At 69.3% G+C, this 18,419-nt stretch carries 18 protein-coding genes and 4 pseudogenes; 14 read left to right on the top strand and 8 right to left on the bottom strand.

The annotated features are described in order from the left end of the window. Positions 1-41: 41 nt before the first annotated feature. Positions 42-452: pseudogene (locus ACQPYS_RS15325) on the bottom strand (helicase); the annotation flags it as partial. Positions 453-643: 191 nt separating this feature from the next. Next, positions 644-1,480 (bottom strand): helix-turn-helix transcriptional regulator, encoded by an 837-nt coding sequence (locus ACQPYS_RS15320; protein ID WP_433489927.1) that lies wholly within the window; start codon positions 1,478-1,480, stop codon positions 644-646. Between the two features lie 101 nt (positions 1,481-1,581). Here ACQPYS_RS15320 and ACQPYS_RS15315 point away from each other — a divergent pair, with 101 nt between their 5' ends. Next, a complete protein-coding gene (locus tag ACQPYS_RS15315; RefSeq protein WP_433489926.1) occupies positions 1,582-2,121 on the top strand; it encodes a YceI family protein in 540 nt (179 codons plus the stop codon). A gap of 176 nt (positions 2,122-2,297) precedes the next feature. Then, the gene (locus ACQPYS_RS15310; protein ID WP_084480312.1) at positions 2,298-3,071 is read left to right on the top strand and encodes a thioesterase II family protein; all 774 of its coding nucleotides are present in this window, start codon (positions 2,298-2,300) and stop codon (positions 3,069-3,071) included. Between the two features lie 9 nt (positions 3,072-3,080). Here the strand turns inward: ACQPYS_RS15310 and ACQPYS_RS15305 are convergent, their stop codons facing one another. Next, positions 3,081-3,584: a phosphotransferase-like protein gene (locus ACQPYS_RS15305; protein WP_433493051.1), complete on the bottom strand. Its 504-nt coding sequence runs from the start codon at positions 3,582-3,584 to the stop codon at positions 3,081-3,083. A gap of 156 nt (positions 3,585-3,740) precedes the next feature. On the opposite strand from ACQPYS_RS15305, the pseudogene ACQPYS_RS15300 reads away from it, so the two are divergent. The 4 genes and pseudogenes from ACQPYS_RS15300 to ACQPYS_RS15285 all read left to right on the top strand — a co-directional run. Continuing rightward, positions 3,741-3,860 (top strand): annotated as a pseudogene (locus ACQPYS_RS15300) (hypothetical protein); the annotation flags it as partial. A 12-nt stretch (positions 3,861-3,872) separates the two neighbouring features. Next, entirely contained in the window at positions 3,873-4,067 is a 195-nt protein-coding gene (locus ACQPYS_RS15295) for a hypothetical protein (RefSeq protein ID WP_433489925.1), read from the top strand. 125 nt (positions 4,068-4,192) lie between these two features. After that, positions 4,193-5,872: a dihydroxy-acid dehydratase gene (ilvD, locus tag ACQPYS_RS15290; RefSeq protein ID WP_063034625.1), complete on the top strand. Its 1,680-nt coding sequence runs from the start codon at positions 4,193-4,195 to the stop codon at positions 5,870-5,872. Positions 5,873-5,968: 96 nt separating this feature from the next. Then, positions 5,969-7,201 (top strand): cytochrome P450, encoded by a 1,233-nt coding sequence (locus ACQPYS_RS15285; protein WP_433489924.1) that lies wholly within the window; start codon positions 5,969-5,971, stop codon positions 7,199-7,201. A 42-nt stretch (positions 7,202-7,243) separates the two neighbouring features. Here the strand turns inward: ACQPYS_RS15285 and ACQPYS_RS15280 are convergent, their stop codons facing one another. Continuing rightward, complete coding sequence (locus ACQPYS_RS15280; RefSeq protein WP_433489923.1) at positions 7,244-8,326, bottom strand: fatty acid desaturase family protein; 1,083 nt, start codon at positions 8,324-8,326, stop codon at positions 7,244-7,246. 325 nt (positions 8,327-8,651) lie between these two features. Here ACQPYS_RS15280 and ACQPYS_RS15275 point away from each other — a divergent pair, with 325 nt between their 5' ends. Both ACQPYS_RS15275 and ACQPYS_RS15270 read left to right on the top strand, forming a co-directional pair. Beyond that, positions 8,652-8,966: a hypothetical protein gene (locus ACQPYS_RS15275; protein ID WP_433489922.1), complete on the top strand. Its 315-nt coding sequence runs from the start codon at positions 8,652-8,654 to the stop codon at positions 8,964-8,966. An 81-nt stretch (positions 8,967-9,047) separates the two neighbouring features. Then, positions 9,048-9,929, top strand: coding sequence for an LLM class flavin-dependent oxidoreductase (locus ACQPYS_RS15270; RefSeq protein WP_433489921.1), 882 nt, complete (start codon positions 9,048-9,050; stop codon positions 9,927-9,929). 9 nt (positions 9,930-9,938) lie between these two features. Here the strand turns inward: ACQPYS_RS15270 and ACQPYS_RS15265 are convergent. After that, positions 9,939-10,279, bottom strand: a pseudogene (locus tag ACQPYS_RS15265) (cupin domain-containing protein). 216 nt (positions 10,280-10,495) lie between these two features. On the opposite strand from ACQPYS_RS15265, the gene ACQPYS_RS15260 reads away from it, so the two are divergent. Continuing rightward, the gene (locus ACQPYS_RS15260; protein ID WP_063034621.1) at positions 10,496-11,410 is read left to right on the top strand and encodes a DUF5995 family protein; all 915 of its coding nucleotides are present in this window, start codon (positions 10,496-10,498) and stop codon (positions 11,408-11,410) included. A gap of 52 nt (positions 11,411-11,462) precedes the next feature. On the opposite strand, the pseudogene ACQPYS_RS15255 reads toward ACQPYS_RS15260, so the two are convergent. Continuing rightward, positions 11,463-11,943 (bottom strand): annotated as a pseudogene (locus ACQPYS_RS15255) (beta-class carbonic anhydrase). Positions 11,944-12,643: 700 nt separating this feature from the next. Between ACQPYS_RS15255 and ACQPYS_RS15250 the strand changes: the two are divergent. The 3 genes from ACQPYS_RS15250 (at position 12,644) to ACQPYS_RS15240 (ending at position 15,962) form a co-directional block, all read left to right on the top strand. After that, positions 12,644-13,885 carry a PP2C family protein-serine/threonine phosphatase gene (locus ACQPYS_RS15250; protein ID WP_433489920.1) on the top strand — a complete coding sequence of 414 codons (1,242 nt, stop codon included), beginning with the start codon at positions 12,644-12,646 and terminating at the stop codon, positions 13,883-13,885. A 68-nt stretch (positions 13,886-13,953) separates the two neighbouring features. Then, on the top strand, positions 13,954-15,522 hold the full coding sequence (locus ACQPYS_RS15245; protein WP_433493050.1) for a sensor histidine kinase: 1,569 nt from the start codon (positions 13,954-13,956) through the stop codon (positions 15,520-15,522). Beyond that, positions 15,519-15,962, top strand: coding sequence for a response regulator (locus tag ACQPYS_RS15240; protein ID WP_063034619.1), 444 nt, complete (start codon positions 15,519-15,521; stop codon positions 15,960-15,962). The genes ACQPYS_RS15245 and ACQPYS_RS15240 overlap by 4 nt, the downstream gene beginning before the upstream one ends. A gap of 22 nt (positions 15,963-15,984) precedes the next feature. Here the strand turns inward: ACQPYS_RS15240 and ACQPYS_RS15235 are convergent, their stop codons facing one another. Further along, a complete protein-coding gene (locus ACQPYS_RS15235; protein ID WP_431938085.1) occupies positions 15,985-16,353 on the bottom strand; it encodes an STAS domain-containing protein in 369 nt (122 codons plus the stop codon). A 386-nt stretch (positions 16,354-16,739) separates the two neighbouring features. Between ACQPYS_RS15235 and ACQPYS_RS15230 the strand changes: the two genes are divergently transcribed. Then, entirely contained in the window at positions 16,740-17,159 is a 420-nt protein-coding gene (locus ACQPYS_RS15230; protein WP_063034617.1) for an ATP-binding protein, read from the top strand. Positions 17,160-17,338: 179 nt separating this feature from the next. Further along, positions 17,339-17,713 carry a hypothetical protein gene (locus tag ACQPYS_RS15225; protein WP_433489919.1) on the top strand — a complete coding sequence of 125 codons (375 nt, stop codon included), beginning with the start codon at positions 17,339-17,341 and terminating at the stop codon, positions 17,711-17,713. A 35-nt stretch (positions 17,714-17,748) separates the two neighbouring features. Here ACQPYS_RS15225 and ACQPYS_RS15220 read toward each other — a convergent pair whose 3' ends face one another. After that, a complete protein-coding gene (locus ACQPYS_RS15220; RefSeq protein ID WP_433489918.1) occupies positions 17,749-18,411 on the bottom strand; it encodes a methionine ABC transporter permease in 663 nt (220 codons plus the stop codon). Positions 18,412-18,419 lie beyond the last annotated feature (8 nt).

Raw genomic sequence — 18,419 nt, 5'->3', positions numbered from 1 at the left:
GGCAGTTGTGACCGATCGGCGTGGCCGGAAGTTCGCGAGAACTATATTTCAATTCCGGGGTCGAGATACCGCCGGGCACCGTCCGGCCGTCCCCCGGCCGGGGCCGGTGTCCCGGCGTCGGTGAGCCCGTGCAGCGCCGCCGGCAGCGGCTGCCGGTGCAGGACACCGAGCCGTTGGGTGGCCCGGGTGAGGGCCACATACAGTTCGGCCGCGCCCCGCGGTCCGTCGGCGAGGATCCGTTCCGGCTCCACCACCAGGACGGCGTCGAACTCGAGGCCTTTGGTTTCCGACGCCGCGACCGCACCCGGCACATCCGGCGGGCCGATCACCACGCTGGTGCCTTCACGGCCCGCTTCGGCTGCGGTGAACTCGGCCACGGCGTCCGGCAACTCCTCCTCGGTCACCTGCCTGGACCACGGCCGGACACCACAGGCGCGCACCGACTCCGGTGGCTCGGTCCAGCTGTGCGATATCGTCTCCTACGGTGGCCGACGTCATCGGTGATTTCCACGGTGCGGCCCCGAAGCGCCGGCCGCGCGGCGAATATCGAATCCGCCGCATCGGGAACGTACCGGCGATATCGCACGCCTCGCCGTTCCGCGGGGGTCGGCTTCCGGCTGCCCGAGTGCGCTCGCCCCGCGGTCTACTGCCCGGCGGCCTGCGGTGGCACCAGGCGCAGCGTTCGATCGGCGACGGGGACGCGGGCCACGAGCCAGACCACCACGCTCTGCTCCTGGCCACTCTCCAGTGTCTCGAATGGTGCGTCGACCGCACCCAGTTGCGGGTGGTCGAAGCGCAGGGTCGACGTCACCGGATGCCCTGGTCCTTGCGGACGCCAGCGGGCCGCAAACTCGGGAATTGTGTGCAGGATGTCGATCGTCTCCCGCAGGCCGACATCGCCGGGCCAGCGCAGGCTCGAGCGGCGCAGCGTCTCGGCGAAGGTATCGGCGGCCTCGGCCCAGTTGCGCAGTGTTCTTCGTGCCATCGGATGCTCGTAGACGTAACGGGCGAGGTTTACCGCGCCCCGGTCGTCCAGCAGGCCCAGCGGAGTGACGAAGTCCTCCCAGGCCGCGTTCCAGCTCAGCACATTGAGACGTCTGCCCAGGACGAATGCCGCGGTGGGTGCCAGAGCCCGCAACACTGCCTCGATCGTCTCGGGTACCCGGTCCTGCTCATCCGTGGGCTCCGGACAGCGCGACTCGTTGCTGCTGGTCAATGCGAGCCAGGCGAAGGTGCTGTGCTCCCGCTCGTCGAGCAGCAGGGCGGTGGCCAGCGCTTCCACGACCGCTATCGAGGGATTGGTGTCCCGGCCCTGTTCGAGCCGGGCCAGGTAGTCGGCACTGACACCCGCCCGGACGGCCACCTCCTCACGCCGCAACCCCGGGGTACGGCGGCGCCCGCCCGCGGGCAGTCCGATATCGCTGGGTCGCAGCTCCGCGCGGCGTCTGGCCAGGAACTCGGCGAATGCGCTTCGGGTCATAGGACCATCGTGCCCTGTTCCGGGCCGCGTAGCCGCGCCGCGCCAGGTCCAGGATAACGGGGGTCTGGTAACCGGACCTCGGTCCGGCGATGGTCGATGGTATGACCACACCACCGGAAACCACCACGCTGCGTCCCGGCGCCTGGGCGCTCGACACCGCGCACTCCTCGGTCGCCTTCACCGTGCGGCATCTCGGTATCGCCAAGGTGCGCGGAGGCTTCACCCGCTTCGAGACCGAGTTCGTCGTGGACGACTCCGGCGCCGCGACCCTCGGCGCGACGGTGCACCTCGACTCGTTCGATACCGGCAACCCCGACCGGGACGCCCATGTGCGCGCCGCCGATTTCCTCGATCTCGCCAACCGTCCGACCCTGACCTTCCGAGCCGTCGAACCGGTCCGTATCGCCGAATCGTTCACTATGGTGGGCGAGGTCACTCTGGGTGATGTCACCCGGCCGGTCACCCTGGACGTCGAGTGGGGCGGGATCGGCGATTTCGGTCCCGGCGGCGAACGCCACGCCGGTTTCTCCGCGACCGGCACCATCAAGCGCACCGAGTTCGGTGTCGGGCAACCGGCGCCCGGACTGCTGAGCGATGCGGTCAAGATCGAGCTCGAGATCCAGCTCATCGAGCCGAACTAGGCCGGACACCGCCGCGGTATCGATTCGCTGCCGGTGGGGCCGGACGTAGCGGGCGTCCGGCCCTGTCACGACTTCCGCACCGCCGGTGCCCGTATTTCTTCCACTATGGGACGCTCGACACCGGACCGGGTCGACGAGGTCGGCGGGCAGCGGTGGCGAGCGGGAGGAAGATATCTGTGCCGAATGATGTCGAGCAGCAGCGCTGGCTGCGCGAACTGAAGCCTGGCCGCACCGGATATTCCGCGCTGGTCTGTTTCCCACCGGGCGGTGGTTCGGCCACGAGCTACCGTGACCTCGCGGCGAGCTTCGGACCCGGCCCGTCGGTCTACGCGGCGCAGTATCCGGGGCGTCAGAACCGGATCGGTGAGGGGTTCGTTTCCTCGATCAGCGATCTGGCCGATCATCTCGCCGCGGCCACCGAGTCCCTCGTGCCCGGGGGCCCGGTGCTGTTCGGACACAGTATGGGTGCCACTGTCGCGTTCGAAACGGCCCGGCGACTGGAGGCGCGCGGGCGGCCGGTTGCCGCGCTGTTCGTCTCCGGGCGCCCGGACCCGGCGTTCGTCGACCAGGGCACCCTGCATCGCGGGACCGATACCGAACTTATCGCCGAGCTCGAGCGCCTCGCGAACGACCCGGCCACGGTCACCATCCTGCGCGACGAGCCCGCGCTCGCCGAAATGGTGCTGCCTGCGGTGCGCAACGACTATCGAGCGGTCGAAACGTACCGGTATCGGGAAGGTGAGCGGCTGCGCTGCGATATCGTCGCCCTGCTCGGGCGCTCCGATCCGACGACGACCCCGGAGCAACTGGCGCGGTGGCGCGAGCACACGAGCGGTGATTTCGCGGTCCGGCTGTTCCCGGGCGGCCATTTCTATCTCGACGAGCACGCACGCGAGATAGCGGACCTGATCACCCCGGTCCTCGTGTCCGGCGGCTCACCGACGAGCTGAGGACCGGCGTCACCCGAGTACTGTCCGCTCCCGGCGCAGCACGGCCCGGGCCAGTTCGGCGGGGGTCCCCGCGGTGGTATCCACCACCGTGTCGTAGGGGTGGCCGTGCTGATGGACGGTCGGCAGGTGGCCCCGCGCCAATCCGGCCGGGTGGCCGCGCGCCAGCTCCCGCCGGTCGGCGACAGCCGGCGGACAGGTGACCCGGACCAGCTGGACATCCAAGCCGGACAGGGCATCCAGCCATATCGACAGCAGATCCGGGGTCAGCACCATCTCGTCGACGACGAGATGGTCACCGCCGTGGGCGAACGCGGCGGCCGCGGCACATGCCGAGCGCAACATCCGGCGTCCGACGTCGCCGTAGCGGATGACCACCGCCGGCCGGCCCTGCGCGTCGTGTCCCGTGCGGTCGTACCAGAATCCGTCGCGGCTGCGCGGGCCGTCCCGCCCACCACCCCAGTTCGGCGGCACCAACCCGAACAGGGTGTCGATTCCCCAGTAGACGAACGGAATATGGCTCTCGTCCTGGATGGCCTGGGCCAGCGTCGTCTTACCGGCTCGATGTTCCGTTGAGGAAGATGACCCGGCAGGGGAGTTCGGGACTGTGCACCGGACAACGGTAACCGTGCGGCCGCGGGGCTTCCGGAAGAGTTCGCGGCCCGGTCTCCGGGCCGAAAGCGATACTTCCGCGATATCACCGAGCGGACGGCCATTGCGCAGAGCCTGGTCTCGCGGATCGTCGCCCGGTTCCGTGAGCAGCGCCTACTGAGCACGGCGCCGGGCCCCCGCGACGGTCGGCGCGTGCTGGTCACCGTCGAGCCGGGGGGCGTGGAAGAAGATTTCCGGGCCCGGGGGCGGGCGCCGATCGATCACGCGCTGGACAGCGAACTACCCCACCTGTCGCTGGATCGGCGCCGCCGGATGGTCGAGTTGCTCGACGAGTTCGCGGACCTGATCAACGTGCCCGGGACGACTGCCGCCACCGGCGCGGAATGAGGACGGTCGGGCGCCGCCACGCCGTCCGCGCGGGGAAGACGGACCGTCGCCGGGCGTGGTCCGGCGGTGTTGCGGGGGTGGAGGAGGATGATGGCCCCGTGGCTTCCGAACCGAATACTCCCGAAATGAAACCGCGCAGCCGCGATGTCACCGACGGGCTGGAGAAGACCGCGGCCCGCGGCATGCTGCGCGCGGTCGGTATGGGCGACGACGACTGGGGCAAAGCCCAGATCGGCGTGGCCTCCTCGTGGAACGAGATCACGCCGTGCAATCTGTCGCTCGACCGGCTCGCCGGTGGATGTAAGGACGGCGTATTCGCCGCGGGTGGTTTCCCGATGCAGTTCGGCACCATCTCGGTCTCCGACGGTATCTCCATGGGGCACGAGGGAATGCATTTCTCCCTGGTCTCGCGAGAGGTGATCGCCGACAGCGTGGAGACCGTGATGCAGGCCGAACGGCTCGACGGGTCGGTGCTGCTCGCCGGCTGCGACAAATCGCTGCCCGGCATGCTCATGGCCGCGGCCCGGCTGAACCTGGCGAGCGTGTTCCTCTATGCCGGTTCCATCCTGCCCGGTGTCGCGAAACTGTCCGACGGTAGCGAACGCGAGGTGACCATCATCGACGCCTTCGAGGCGGTGGGCGCCTGTTCACGCGGCCTCATGAGCCGGGCCGATGTGGACGCGATCGAGCGGGCCATCTGCCCCGGTGAGGGCGCCTGCGGGGGAATGTACACCGCGAATACGATGGCCAGCGCGGCGGAAGCGCTGGGGATGTCGCTGCCCGGCAGCGCGGCGCCGCCGGCCACCGACCGCCGGCGTGACGGCTACGCCCGGCGCAGCGGGCAGGCCGTGATCGAACTGATCCGGCGCGGCATCACCACCTCCGATATCCTGACCCAGGAGGCGTTCGAGAACGCCATCGCGGTGGTGATGGCCTTCGGTGGATCCACCAATGCCGTACTGCATCTGCTGGCGATCGCGCATGAGGCCGGCGTGGCACTGAGCCTCGACGATTTCGCCCGGGTCGGCCGCCGCGTCCCGCATCTGGCCGATGTGAAACCGTTCGGCCGGCATGTGATGACCGATATCGACCGGGTGGGCGGCGTGCCCGTGCTCATGAAAGCCCTACTGGATGCCGGACTCCTGCACGGTGACTGTCTCACCGTCACGGGCCGGACGGTGGCTGAGAACCTGGCCGATATCGCGCCGCCCGATCCGGACGGCAAGGTGGTGCGCGCGCTGTCGGCGCCCATCCATCCGACCGGCGGTATCACGATCCTGCGGGGTTCGCTCGCGCCCGGCGGTGCCGTGGTCAAATCGGCAGGATTCGAATCCGATGTCTTCGAGGGCACCGCACGGGTTTTCGACCGGGAACGGGCCGCGATGGACGCCCTGGAAGACGGGACCATCTCGGCCGGCGATGTGGTGGTCATCCGCTACGAGGGGCCCAAGGGCGGCCCCGGGATGCGGGAGATGCTGGCCATCACGGCGGCGATCAAAGGTGCCGGACTCGGCAAGGATGTCCTGCTGCTGACCGACGGACGGTTCTCCGGCGGTACCACCGGTCTGTGTGTCGGCCATGTCGCCCCGGAGGCGGTCGACGGCGGCCCGATCGCGTTCGTCCGGGACGGTGACCGGATCCGGCTCGACGTCGGGGCGGGAACCCTGGACCTGCTCGTGGATCCGGCGACGCTCACCGGCCGCGGTGAAGGCTGGGCGCCACTGCCACCCCGTTACACCCGGGGGGTGCTCGCCAAGTATGCGCGACTGGTGGGCTCGGCCTCGAACGGTGCCGTATGCGATTGATTCCGTGGGGGATTCGGCCGTGGACGGGGTGTGGGGAGCACGTTCGGGAGTAGGCTCGTCGTGGACGCTCCGAGACACCACGAACCGGGGGTGACCATGACGACGAAGATCGCGAGCACAGTAGGCGAACTGATATCCGCGCTCACCGCACCGGCCGGACAGGCCGACCCGTATCCGCTGTACCGGAAGCTGCGCGAACTCGGTCCCGCCGCCCACACTCCGGACGGGACACTCGTGGTCAGCGGTTACCGGCTCGCCACCACCCTGGCGCGCGATCATCGGCTGCTGAAGCGGCCGGAACACGGACTCGCCGCCGCCGGGTTCGCCGACTGGCGCGAACACCCGGGCCTGCGACTGATGTTCACCAGCATGCTGGTCCGCAATCCGCCCGATCACACCCGGCTGCGCAGATTGGTCTCCGGCGCTTTCACCGCGCGGCGAGTGGCCGGGCTGCGCCGGGCGATCACCCGTACCGTCGACCGGTTGCTCGGCGATCTGGCCGGGCCCGGCGCGGTGGATTTCGTGGACGCTTTCGCGTTCCCGTTGCCGGTCACGGTGATCGGTGAGTTGCTCGGGGTGCCCGAAGCCGACCGGCTCCGCTTCCAGCCGCTGGTGCGGGACTGGACGGGGGTGCTCGATGTACTGGACGGCCCGGGCGTTGCCAGAGCCGACGACGCGGCCGCCGAAATCAGTGACTATCTGCGCGATCTGGCAGCGCGGCGGCGCCGGGAGCCACGCGACGATCTACTGTCGGCCCTGGCCGTACCGGCTGCCGACGGTGCGCGCTTGGACGACGACGAACTGAGCACCATGGCGGCCCTGCTGTTCGCCGCGGGGTTCGAGACCACCACCGGGTTGCTCGCCAACGGCCTGGTCGCGCTGCTCGAACACCCGGACCAGGCGGCATTGCTGCGGGAGAACCCCGAGCTGGCCGGTCCGGCGACCGAGGAGTTGTTGCGCTACGACTCGCCGGTGCAGCTGCTCACCTCCCGCACCGCGCCGGAGGAACTGCACAGCGGTGGTCTCACACTGCCCGCCGGACAGCGGGTCGTCCTGCTGCTGGGCGCGGCCAATCGGGATCCCGAGGTCTTCGCCGAACCGGACGTACTGCGCCTGGACCGGGCGGGCGAACCGCCGCTGTCGTTCGGCGGCGGTGTGCACTACTGCCTGGGGGCGCCGCTGGCCCGGCTGGAAGCCCAGCTCGCTTTCCCCGCGCTGCTGCGCGCGTTTCCGGCGCTGACCCAGGCGGGGCCGGCGGTGGCGCGGAAAGGACTCGCCCTACACGGCCTGACCGCCCTGCCTGTCACCGCCGGACCACGGTCTCGCTGAAGATCGCCACGAGCCGGAAGCGGCCGCGTCTGGGAGATCCGGCTACCCGGACCGCTCGGGTCCGGCCGCCCGGCCGACGGTGTGCAAATGCCCGAGAGCCCGGGCATAGGAATCGAACAGACCTGTCTCGCAGTAGGGCACGCCGATATCCGCGCAGTATTTCGCGACGATCGGCTGGGCACGCCGCAGGTTCGGCCGCGGCATCGAGGGAAACAGATGGTGTTCGATCTGGTAGTTGAGACCGCCGAAGGCGGTATCGATCACGACCCCGCCGCGGACGTTACGAGAGGTGAGAACCTGGCGCCGCAGGTAGTCGGTGGTGTCGCCGGCCGGGAGTACCGCCATACCCTTGTGGTTGGGTGCGAACGTGGTGCCCATGTAGAGCCCGAACAGGCCCTGCTGTACGGCGATGAAACCGAGTGCGTGCAGTGGCGGGAGCACCAGGAAGACGACGGTCAGGTACCCCACGGCGTGCGCGGCCAGAAGCGCGGCCTCCAGGCCGCGCCGGGGGATATCGCGCCGTACGATCGCCCGGACACTCGAGAAGTGCAGGCTGAGCCCTTCCAGGAGCAGCATCGGGAAGAAGAGCCACCCCTGGTAGCGGAAAATCAGCCGGCGCAGGCCGCGCCCGGCGCGCGCCCGGACGGTCGAATGGGCCAGCACACCCATGATGTCGGGATCGGCGTCTTCGGTATTGGGATGCGCGTGGTGCCGGTTGTGATTGCTCGTCCACCAGCCGATGCTCACGCCGATGGCGAGATTGCCGAAAAGCGCGCCGAGCAGGTAGTCGGCGCGGCGGCTGCCGGCGATCTGCCGATGCCCCGCATCGTGGCCGAGGAAGGCGAACTGAGCGAAGAGCGCGGCGAGGAAGGCGGCCGTGGCCAGCTGCCACCACGAATCACCGACCAGGACGAACGCGGTCCACCCGCCGACCAGTGCCAGCAGTGCGGCCCCGCCCTTCCAGAGGTAGTAGCGGGGGTGCCGGTCCAGCAGGCCTGCGTCGCGCACCTGCCGCAGCAGTACCGCGTAATCGCTGTGGCGTGCGGGGCGGGCCGGCGCCTCGGGAGGTGCGGAGACCTCGATCCGGTCGACAGGAACAACATGTGTGGCGGCATTTGCCGTCATGTACTCACCGATCTGTGCACGGGTGTCGCTTCACCGGTCGACGGACCGGCACCGCGAGCCCGCCGTCCTTGCCGACTGTCGCGTTCACCCTACCTGCGTCCCGGGCGTCCGGTTGTCCGGCGGGCGTAATCGGGTGGGGATGTCCGCGGCCGGGGCGGAGGAGGGTATCTCCGGGGCGGCCCGGTGCCCGGCGGACGGGCCGATGTGCTGGTCACCGGCGGCTCGCCTGGAAGCCGCCACGGAATTCCGGGTCACCGGAGACGTTCACCGAGAGCTGTTGCGGGGTAGCCTCTTCTGAGGTGGATCGACCACTCGGGGAGGTACTGTGCTGTTCTTATCGGCTGCCGCGACGGTTCTCGTGGGCCTCGTACTGACCGACCTCTTCGGATTCGGGGTCGGCGGTTGGTTCATCGCCGTCGGTGTGGTGCTCACCATCACGTCCGCGGCGCGCAGGTTCCGGCGGAGCCGGGCTCCGCTACGTTCCTCCCGCCGACGTGGTGTCACCGGCACGGCCGCGGCCGGTGGGTGGTACCTCGGCAGTGGTGGCGGTGACGGCGGCAGCGGCGGAGACAGCGGTTGCGGTGGGGGCGGCGGCTGCGGCGGTGGCGGAGGTGGCGGTTGTGGTGGCGGTGGGGGCTGACCCTGGCCGGCTTCGGCGCCGGCTCGGGAAAAACTAGAACCTGTTCTTGCTAAGCGGGCTCGGTTGCCCGATGCTGGGGCGATGGATATCGGGATCGCACTACCCACCATGTGTCGCGGGTACGACCGGGCGGCCACCGTCGATTGGTGCCGGCTCGCCGAGCAAGGCCCCGTCGCCAGTATCTCGTGCGGCGAGCGGATGACCTTTCACAATCAGGAGATGTGGACGACTCTCGCCGCGGCCGCCGCGGTCACCGAACGGGTGCGGATCTTCGCCAACCTGTCGGTGCTGCCGGCTCATCCGGTGGCATTGGTCGCCAAACAGGCGGCGACGATCGATGTGCTCTCCGCGGGACGCTTCGCCCTGGGCGTGGGAGTCGGTGGCCGCGGCGACGACTATCGCAGCCTCGGCTCGGGTTTCGAACGCCGCCACGATCGGCTGGATCGCGCGGTCGCGGAGTTGCGCGCGCTGTGGGCCGGGGAACCGGCCGTCGCCGGAGGCGATCGGCTCGGGCCGCCGTGCGTGCAAACCGGCGGACCGCCCGTGCTCGCCGGCGCCCTCGGCCCGAAATCGCTCGCGCGCGCCGCCCGGTGGGCCGACGGAGTCGTGGCGTTCAGCGTGGGCGGAGTGCCCGCGGAGGTCCGCTGGTCCGCCGAGGCCGCGCGCCGCGCCTGGGCCGAGGCGGGCCGGAACGCGCCGCGTCTGGTGAGTGGATGCTTCTACGCGCTCGGTGTGCCCGAACCCGACGAGGTGCTCCGCGATTTCACCGCGGAATACCTGGGCTTCCTGGGCGGCGAGGCGGCCGCGGGAGCAGCGTCCTCGATGAAGACCTACGACGCCGCGGCACTGCACCGCACGCTGGACGCCGCCGAGGAAGCCGGGTTGGACGAGTTCATCCTGGTTCCGAGCGCGGTTCCGCTCTCCGTTCTGGAGGAGACGCTGAACCTGATCTCCTCCCGCTGACGCGGCGCATCAGCCTTCGGGCCAGAGAACGAACAGCGCACAACCCGTCACGGGCTGCGATATATGCCAGGACCCGGCCGGTGCGTGGATGAACGACCCGGCCGGGTTGTCACGGACTCCGTCGTTGGCGGTGCCGGACACCACGAACACTTCTTCCGGCCCGGGCCGGTGCACGTCGACGCACTCCCACCGGCGGCCGGGTGCCATCTCGAGAACATGGGCCGAGGCACCGTCGCGGCCGGCCCGCAGTGAGCGCAGGCGGATACCGGGAACAGCTCCCGGACGGGTGCGTCGGCCAGGGTGGACCAGGCGTACCTGCGGCGCCGCTTCCACACGCTACTCGGCACCACGCCCGCGGCCTACCGGCGCGCGTTCCGCGGCTGACACGCCAGGTGCCGGGCCGACCGGCCGCTCCCACGGGCGGGAGGGCGGATCGGGGCGGCGGCTGGGCTAGGCTCGAGCGCGCGCCCGGCAGGGCGGCTCACCCGAAACACCGCTGTTCCGGATCCACCGCAGATTGCCGGATTTCACGGCCCGATCGTCCGTCGAACGAAAGCGAAGCAGCTATGCCCAGCCAGCGTCGGGTGCGGTCGAGATACCTCGTCCTCGCTACGGTGTTCCTGGTGGAGGTGGCCGTGCTGGCCGGTGGAGGGCCTGCCACGGCATCCGAGCTCGATACCGCCTGTGGTACCGCGCTGTCGGCCGCGGAACTCACCGAGATCGTCGAACTGTCCGATACCTCCACGGATTACGGCGAAAGCTCCGGTTCGTCGCTGGACCGGCTGGAACGGGCGGTCGAGCGGCACCGGCGGATCACCGAGATCCTGGTGGCGCACCGGGATCGGCGGGGCCTGCTGGCCCTCGGGCTCGACGCGGTCGAACAGGCCGCGGTGATGCCGCTGCAACGTGATCCGGCCGCGTTCGACGACCCGGAGTGGGCGCATCGCATCAGTCTCGATCTGCTGCTGCGATTCCTGCGCAATGTGCACGCGGAATTCACCGGAGCACCCACCGAACCCCAGTGGAACCACTATTTCCGGCTCGCCCACCGCTGCGAGCTGTCGCCGGCCCGGGTCGCGATGGCGGGCTACAACGCCCACCTCACCGTCGACCTGTCCCATGCCGTCGCCGCCACCGGTGCGACCCCCACCGACGCGCCCGATTACTTCCGGATCGTCGACGCGATCGCGAGCCACGGGTCGCTCATCGTCGATCTCACCCGAGAGCTATATGGCGGCGATCTGGGTCCGCTGTGGCGGTTCTACTTCCTGGGGGAGGGGCTCGACGCCGTACTGGGCGCGGGCGTGGCCACCGGCCCGCTGTTGCGGCTGGCCGATCTGGGCGCCAATGTGGTGATCTTCGGCAACGGTCTGGCGCTGCAGGATCCGGCGGCCGCACCCGCGGTACGCGCGGAGATGGACGTGTTGTGGCGCAGCGCCGACGCCGCGTTCGAGGTGCTCGCCGCGAACGGCGCCTTGTGACGCCCGTGCCGCGCACATCATCGGTACGCGGCACGGCCGGGAGCGGTAGCGGTCAGGCGCCGACTTCGTCGAGCCGTCCGGTGCCGACACCGAAGACGAAACCACGCAGTGACGAGGTCCTGGTGATGAACGGACCGGTCTCGATTCGCCGGAGCGACTGCCGCACATCCTCGTTCAGATCGGAGAAGGCCTCGGCCGGCCAGGCGGGTTTGATACCGGTCTCATCCTGGATGCCGCGTGTGAATCGTCATCGGTGAAGGTGAGCATGCCGCAATCGGTGTGGTGGATCAGGATGATTTCGGTGGTGCCCAGCAGCCGCTGACTGATCGCCGGCGAGCGTATCTCGTCATCGGTCACCACCCCGCCCACATGACATGCGCCTCGCCCTCCTGGAGGCCGAGAATCCGGTAGACGTCCAGCCGGGCATCCATGCAGGCGACCACCGCGACGTGCTTACTGGGCGGCGGGGGCGAACCGCTGAACTGTTGCGCGTAACGCGCGTTGTTGGCCAGGTAGTCATCGGTCACCGTCAGTACGTGGCCACCGGTGCCCGGCCCGCTCACCGCACCCCGCATGCCCGCTCGGCCGGGTGCGCTGAACGCGCTCGGGCGGCGGTCTGCCCGGCGGCTACAGCGCCACACCCGACCTCCTGGCGCGGCGCCGATCATCGGATCCGAACTCGTGCCGCGCGCCCGGCATACAACGACGTGGCCGCGCCCGGATCGGCGGTGGTGGTGTGCGCGGCGGCGACCGCCGGTGTCACCAGTGGGTCGCGGCTGTCGTAAACGAGCCGATCGGTGGCTCCGAGTGCGGCGAACCCGGGCGCATCCACCCTGCGCGGCCCAGGTCCCGATTGCCCCGGGTCACCCCGGGTATCGCCGAGGGCAGGCCGATGCCGATTCGTCCCGCGGTCTCCTTCGAAGCTTCGCATGCCCGTAAAAGACTGTCGTGCAAGCAATCTCGGGTATCTCTGGGGTGCCCACGCCTCCATGCGGAGGACGCCGTATCCGGGGTCCGCGGCCGCGGACCCCGCACCCCGGCCGGGCCCGGTGACACCGGCCGGACGAGCGGCGTCGGACACCGCCCGTTTACCGGGGTGGACGGCAATCCGTTACGATCGTGACTGCCTCTCGGTCCAGCAACCGGCCGCTGAGTCTGCGAGCGTGCGCTGTGTCGCCGTCGTTTCCTGTGTGATCGGAGGCTGGGTGTCGATGCCTGCTGGCGAGTTCGGCGGTGACCTTGCGCGGTGATATTGCCGGAGCGGATCTCGGTCCGGCCGACAATGCGGGCTGGTTCGAGCGAGAACCCCTCGTGCTGCTGGTGGAAGACGACCCCGGGGACGCCCTGCTGGTCGAGGAGTTGGTGGCCGACGCCGAACGCGGGATGCGCCTGGAATGGGTGCGCACTCTGTCCGAGGCGGCCGCGCGGCTCAGCGTCGAGGTGCCCGACTGTGTCCTGCTCGATCTGCGGCTGCCCGACGCCCAGGGGCTGGAAGCGGTGGCCCGGATCCGCGCGCACAACGACCGCGTCGCTGTGGTGGTGATGACCGGGCTCGACGAGGAGAGTACGGGACTGGCGGCCCTGGCCTCGGGAGCGCAGGACTATCTGGTCAAGGGCCGGGTCGAGCCGGAATTGTTCGCTCGCGCGGTGCGCTATGCCATTCAACGTAAACAGGCCGAACGCACCAGCGCGGCTCTGCAGGCCAGCCAGATGCGGGCCCAGGAGAACGCCCGCCTCGAACGAGGGCTGCTGCCGACGCCGCTGCTCGGTGCCGACCGCGCGGTGGACGTGGTGGCGCGGTACCGCCCGGGCCGGGACCATTCGCTGCTCGGCGGCGATTTCTACGATGTCGTCCAGGATCCCGGCGGGATTGTGCACGTCATCATCGGCGATGTCTCCGGCCATGGACCCGACGCCGCCGCGACCGGTGTCGCGCTGCGGCTGGCCTGGCGGACCCTGGTCCTGTCCGGTGTGACCGGTTCGCGGCAGTTGCGGCTACTGGAGCAGGTACTGCTGGCCGAACGGACGGACCGCCAGACCTTCGCCACCGCGACCGGTCTCACGCTCGATCCGTCGACGAAGCGGGTCCTGGTGCGGCGCGCCGGGCATCCGGGCATGCTGCATCACCGCGAGGGGGGCCTGTGCTGGCTCGAGGTTCCCGGCGGCGCTGCGCTGGGCTTTATGCCCGGCCGGGCCGAATGGCCGGCTACGGAGATCGAGTTGGCTGTCGGCGCCGGACTCATGCTGTTCACCGACGGTCTGTTCGAGGGCCGGGTCGGCCTCGACGGCGCCCGGCTCGGGGAATCCGGTCTGCTGGAGGTCGCGCGGACCGTCCCGGTGGGCCGTCCCGAGTCGTTCGTCGACGAGCTGATCGGGCGGGTCGAGGAACTGGCCGGGCCGGCGGGCGGTCTGGACGACGACCTGGCCATCATTCATGTGTGCTGGAACGATGGGCGAAAGGGTGGACTCCGGTGACGAACGCCGACTCCCGGGTGGTGGGCCGGCTGACCGCGCAGGCGTGGTTTCAGCTGGTCTTCGCATTGATGATCCTGGTGGTCCTGATCGGTGCGGTGGCGGGTGCCCAGGTCATCTCCAACACCAACGATGCCACCGACCGGCTGGCCCGGCAGACCCTGCCCGCGTCCGCGGAGGCGTACCGGTTGCAGAGTGCGCTGATCAACCAGGAAACCGGTCTGCGTGGTTATGCGATCTCCGCCGACCCCCAGTTCCTGGAGCCCTATGTCGAGGGCGCCCGGGAGCAGGACCGGGCGGCCGCGCGGCTGCGTGAACTGCTGGCCGACCGGCCCGACCTGACCGCCGATCTCGACGTGATCGAACGCGGAGCGCAGCAGTGGCGCGGCGAGTACGCCGGCCCGCTCGCGGCCAGTACGTCGCCGGAGAAGGCCAGGGCGCTGGCCGCGAAGACGGCCGTACGCGCCAAAGGAGTCTTCGATCGGTTGCGTATCGCGTTCTCGGTGCAGAACGACGGACTGGCCGCCGCCGTCGCCGCGGACACCCGAGCGCTGGAACACGCCCGCACCATTCGCGACGTGGTACTGATCGGCATGGTGACCGTCCTCCTGTTGACCGGGATCGTGATGACCGCGCTGCTGCGCCGACTCGTGGTACGCCCGCTGGCCGCCCTCACCGAATCGTCGCTGCGGGTGGCCGACGGCGAGTTCGACCGTCACATCGACAGCCGCGGCCCGGCCGATATCGTGCAGGTCGCCGCGGCCGTGGAGGATATGCGCACCCGGATCGTGGCCGAACTGGGGTCTTCGCAGTCACAGAGCACCCTGCTGCGCCGGCAGAAGGCGGAACTGGATCTGCAGGCCGACGAACTACGCCGGTCCAATGCCGAACTGGAGCAGTTCGCCTATGTGGCCTCCCATGATCTGCAGGAGCCGCTGCGCAAGGTCGCCTCGTTCTGCCAGCTGCTGGAGAAACGTTACGGTTCCCAGCTCGACGAGCGCGGTAAGCAGTACATCGACTTCGCCGTCGACGGTGCCAAACGGATGCAGGTGCTCATCAACGACCTGCTCACCTTCTCCCGGGTGGGCCGGGTCAGCGAGGGTGCGCAGCCGGTGCGGCTCGGTGTTCCGCTGGACAAGGCACTCGCCAATCTGTCGGGCGCCCTCGAGGAGACCGACGCCGTGGTCGAGCGTCCGGACGAGCTTCCCGAGATCATGGGCGAGCCGACCCTGCTGACCATGCTGTGGCAGAACCTCATCAGCAATGCGGTCAAGTTCCGGCGGCCCGACCACGCACCGGTCGTGCGCATCGAGGCCGGGAATTACGCCGACGATCCGGCGCTAGGGCTGTTCTCGGTCACCGACAACGGTATCGGCGTCGCACCCGAATTCGCGGAGAAGGTGTTCGTCATCTTCCAGCGGTTGCACGCCCGCGACGAATACAGCGGTACCGGTATCGGTCTGGCGGTCTGCAAGAAGATCGTCGAATACCACGGCGGCACCATCTGGCTCGACACCGAGAACACGGCGGGGACCCGGATCTGCTTCACCCTCCGTACCGTCGAGACCGATCCGGGCGCCGAAGCCCCGGCCGTGCCCGCCGCTGCGACGGAACCCGTACCCGAAGGAGAAACCGTATGACCGTACCCGGCCAGCCGATCGATATCCTCCTCGTCGAGGACGACCCGGGTGACGAGCTGATGACAAGGGAAGCATTCGAGGACAACAAGATCGGGAATACGCTGCACGTGGCCCACGACGGGCAGGAGGCGCTGGACTTCCTGTATCGCGCCGGCCCCTACACCGACGCTCCCCGCCCCGATCTGATCCTGCTCGACCTGAACCTGCCCAAATACGATGGCCGGCAGGTGCTGGAGAAGATCAAGGCCGATCCCGACCTGTCGCATATCCCGGTGGTCGTCCTGACGACCTCCGCCGCCGAAGAGGACATCCTGCGCAGCTACAAGCTGCACGCCAACGCCTATGTCACCAAACCGGTCGATCTCGACCAGTTCGTGGCGGCGATCAAGCAGATCGACGACTTCTTCGTCCAGGTGGTCCGGTTGCCCCGCGCCCGTTAGTCGCGGGGCAGCCGGCCGCGGTTCAGGACGCCGCGGGGTTCGTGCCCGCGGCGAGCGCGTCCGCCAGCGAGTCGTGCACCGACAGTAATTTGTCGAGACCGGTGAGTTCGACGGGACGGCGGACGGCGTCGGAGACGACCACGCGCAGGCCGGCCCCGGGCTCGGCCGCCTCGGAGATCACCAGCAGTACGCTCAACCCGGCCGATCCGAGGAAACCGACCTCCGACATGTCCACGACCAGTGGGTCCCCGCCGCGCTGGGCGTCTTCGAGAGCGGCCTGCAGCTGGGGCGCCGACGCCATATCGACCTCACCCTGCACCGTGACGACCGCGGTTCCGGCCTCCGCTCGCACCGCTACATCGAGCAGGCGGGGCGCGCTGTCGCCGCTCATCGCTGCTCCTCCGGCTCGCACTTCGTCACTTTTCCACCTCTGCAGTATCGAGGCCCCGCCGCGCGGAACGCGACCGGGGCCGGCACAGACTTCGTAACGAAATCTACCCGATCGCGAAATAGTAGTCACCGGCGCCGGCCGGACCGTCGACTGCGTAATCCATGCCACGTTTGAGCCGAGCGGAGGGGTGACCACCGGGCATGATCCACAACGCACCGGCTGCCGCGTCGGGCTCGTGAACCCTCCGCGGGACCGGTCGAATGCTCCGGGGACGAATGGGTATGGCTAGCAGTGAGCACAGAGTCCCGACAGGACAGCAAGCCGAACGCCACGGACCCGGTACCGCCTACGCCGTCCGTCCGGCGAGACCTACAGGAGGCGATCAGGTGACGACGACCCGCCCGTCCGGGCTGGACAGTCCGCCGACCCGATGGGAATTGCAGTTTCCGGCGAAAGCCGACAGGTTGGCCGAGGTCAGGCACCGGACACAGGAGTGGCTGGCGCACTGCCCGCTCGGCGAAGATCAGACCTATGATGTGCTGCTCGCCGTGGGGGAGGCCTGCGCGAACGCGGTCGAGCACGGCCACCGCGGTGATGGCGGCACCATCCGGTTGCGTTTCGAGCTGGAGGCCGGCAGCCTGCACATCACGGTGGCCGATCACGGCTGCTGGAAGAGTCCCGATCCCGGCCCGGATCAGGTCCGGGGCCGGGGGATGGCGATCATCCGCGCCCTGGTTCCGGAGGTGGAGGTCATCATCTCCGCCAGCGGCACGACCGTCGAGATGCGGATCCCCTTACCCCGGTGAACCCGGCCACCTCGGTCGAGACGGCCGCTCTGCGATCGTGGTCTCCACTCGCCTGCCGTCTATCCGATCACCGGTATCCAGGCCGCGGGTGGGTCCACGGTCACCCAGGCGCTCGCCGGACGGCTACCGCGCTCGGCGCACGTCCGCGGTGACGCTTTCCGTCGGTTGGCCGCGCCGAGATGGCCGCCGATCCCACATCGGAGACCCTGGACCAGTTGCGGCTACGTCACCGTCCGGCGGCGGCCGCCTCCGATGAATACACCCGTGCCGGGTTCGCCGCGCGCCTCCAGGATTTCGTACTCGGCGAATTCCTGCCGTGGACGATCTGGTGGATCCGTACCGATCCGCTCTATGTCGTCGTGCCGGCACCGCGGGCCGACGCGGTGGCCGCGCGGGAAGCGGGCCCGGCCGAGAACGCCTATGGAGCGTTCACCGTTTCCGGGCTCGACACCGTGCTGTGCGAGACGACGCCGCGAGTGGGCACCTGGCTCGATACATCGGATCTCACCGTCGCGGAGACCGTCCCGGCCGGTGCGCAGCCGGTCCGTCGCTGAGTGCGGACGTGCGCGCACCGGGGCGTCGAAGCCGGTCAGCGGCGCAGGACCTTGCGGGCGGTCCAATTGCCGAGGAACTGGATGCCCTGCACCCCGGCGATGATGATCAGGGTCGCCACCAACGTGACCTCCCAGTCGAACCGCTGGTATCCGTACACCAGGGCGAAGTCGCCGAGCCCGCCGCCACCGACCGTGCCCGCCATGGCGGACATGTCCACTATGGCGATGATGACGAAGGTGTAGCCGAGGATCAGCGGGCCCAATGCTTCGGGAATGAGCAGCGTAAGGATCATGCGCAGTGGTCCCGCGCCCATCGCGCGGGCCGCCTCGATCACGCCGGGATCCACCGTGACCAGGTTCTGTTCCACAATCCGAGCGATCCCGAAAGAGGCGGCCACGATCATCACGAAGGCCGCCGCCTCGGTGCCGATGGTGGTACCCACCACTTCGAGCGTGACCGGGCCCAGTGCGGCCAGCAGGATGATGAACGGAATCGGGCGCACGATATTGACCAGCACATTGAGGACCCAGTTGATCGGGCTGTTGGCCAGCAGTCCGCCCTTGCGGGTGGTGTACAGCGCGGTGCCCAGTATGAGCCCGAGGAAGCCGCCCACCACGAAGGTGAGCAGCACCAGGTAGAGGGTGGTGCCCACGGCCTCGGTGAGGATCGGCCGCAGTTTGTCCCAATCGGTGTCCATATCGGTCC

The sequence above is a fragment of the Nocardia grenadensis genome, from assembly GCF_050942415.1.
Classification (GTDB): domain Bacteria; phylum Actinomycetota; class Actinomycetes; order Mycobacteriales; family Mycobacteriaceae; genus Nocardia; species Nocardia grenadensis.
This window is presented reverse-complemented; position numbering and strand designations above follow the sequence as displayed.

Bases quoted from the DNA above. Each gene is read 5' to 3' on its own strand.
- ACQPYS_RS15280 (WP_433489923.1), bottom strand. From the start codon at position 8,326: ATGACGGCAAATGCCGCCACACATGTTGTTCCTGTCGACCGGATCGAG.
- ACQPYS_RS15225 (WP_433489919.1), top strand. From the start codon at position 17,339: ATGGCCGCCGATCCCACATCGGAGACCCTGGACCAGTTGCGGCTACGT.
- ACQPYS_RS15240 (WP_063034619.1), top strand. From the start codon at position 15,519: ATGACCGTACCCGGCCAGCCGATCGATATCCTCCTCGTCGAGGACGAC.
- ACQPYS_RS15235 (WP_431938085.1), bottom strand. From the start codon at position 16,353: ATGAGCGGCGACAGCGCGCCCCGCCTGCTCGATGTAGCGGTGCGAGCG.
- ACQPYS_RS15245 (WP_433493050.1), top strand. From the start codon at position 13,954: ATGATCCTGGTGGTCCTGATCGGTGCGGTGGCGGGTGCCCAGGTCATC.
- ACQPYS_RS15320 (WP_433489927.1), bottom strand. From the start codon at position 1,480: ATGACCCGAAGCGCATTCGCCGAGTTCCTGGCCAGACGCCGCGCGGAG.
- ACQPYS_RS15315 (WP_433489926.1), top strand. From the start codon at position 1,582: ATGACCACACCACCGGAAACCACCACGCTGCGTCCCGGCGCCTGGGCG.
- ACQPYS_RS15285 (WP_433489924.1), top strand. From the start codon at position 5,969: ATGACGACGAAGATCGCGAGCACAGTAGGCGAACTGATATCCGCGCTC.
- ilvD (WP_063034625.1), top strand. From the start codon at position 4,193: ATGAAACCGCGCAGCCGCGATGTCACCGACGGGCTGGAGAAGACCGCG.
- ACQPYS_RS15270 (WP_433489921.1), top strand. From the start codon at position 9,048: ATGGATATCGGGATCGCACTACCCACCATGTGTCGCGGGTACGACCGG.
- ACQPYS_RS15220 (WP_433489918.1), bottom strand. From the start codon at position 18,411: ATGGACACCGATTGGGACAAACTGCGGCCGATCCTCACCGAGGCCGTG.
- ACQPYS_RS15260 (WP_063034621.1), top strand. From the start codon at position 10,496: ATGCCCAGCCAGCGTCGGGTGCGGTCGAGATACCTCGTCCTCGCTACG.